This window comes from Endozoicomonas sp. ALB091, assembly GCF_049310265.1.
Classification (GTDB): Bacteria; Pseudomonadota; Gammaproteobacteria; order Pseudomonadales; family Endozoicomonadaceae; genus Endozoicomonas.
Genome location: NZ_JBLYNQ010000004.1, coordinates 1 through 1,048, shown reverse-complemented (window position 1 = coordinate 1,048; position 1,048 = coordinate 1). Strand labels below are relative to the sequence as shown.

Annotated in this window: 1 protein-coding gene; it reads left to right on the top strand. The window is 54.6% G+C overall.

Going from position 1 to position 1,048, the window contains the following annotated elements; all coding sequences use genetic code 11:
• Positions 1–1,048: DUF1601 domain-containing protein (locus tag ACO6UX_RS07015; RefSeq protein WP_422446171.1), on the top strand; the 1,048-nt coding region annotated here is incomplete at both ends.

Sequence of the window (1,048 nt, the reverse complement as noted above, 5' to 3'; positions counted from 1 at the left end):
GCACTCAGGAAATCGCTAACTTGCTGTGGGCCATGGCGAAACTGGTGGACAACGGGCAGGAGCGGACCGCAGGGCTCAAAGAGGCTGTGGCCGTGTTGTTGCCCCACGTAAACGTACAAAAAGATCAATTTGTTCCTCAGGCTATCGCCAACCTGCTGTGGGCCATAGCGAAACTGGTGGACAAAGGGCTGGAGCAAACATCAGAAATCAATGAGGCCGTGGCCGCGCTGTTGCCCCACGTGAACACACAGAAACCTGACTTTAAACCACAGGGGATCGCCAATCTGCTGTGGGCCATGGCGAAACTGGTGGACAACGGACAGGAGCAGACACCAGGGCTCAAAGAGGCAGTGATCGCGATGTTGCCCCAGGTGAATGCACAGAAAGACCAATTTATTCCTCAGCATATCGCCAACCTGCTGTGGGCCATGGCGAAACTGGTGGACAATGGGCAGGAGCGGACACCAGATTTCAACAAGGCCGTGGTCGCGCTGTTGCCCTGCGTGAACGCACAGAAAGACCAGTTTATTCCTCAACATATCGCCAACCTGCTGTGGGCCATAGCGAAACTGGTGGACAAAGGGCTGGAGCGGACACCAGGCCTCAACGGGGTCGTGGCCGTGCTGTTGCCCCAAGTGAACGCACAGAAAGCTGACTTTAAACCACAGGAAATCACCAACCTGCTATGGGCCATGGCGAAGCTGGCGGACAGCGGGCTGGAGAAAACACCAGAACTCAAAGATGCTATGGCCGCGCTGTTGCCCCATGTGAATACACAGAAAGACCAATTTATTCCCCAGCATATCGCCAACCTCCTGTGGGCTATGGCGAAACTGGTAGACAACAGGTACAAGCAGACACCGGAGTTCAACGAAACCGTGGTTGTGCTGTTGACCTGCGTGATCGTACAAAAAGCTAACTTTAAACCACAGGAAATCGCCAACCTGCTTTGGGCCATGGCGAAACTGGTGGACAATGGGCAGGAACAGTTATCAGGGCTCAACGAAGCTGTGGTCGCGCTGTTGCCCTGCGTGATCGTACAAAAAGC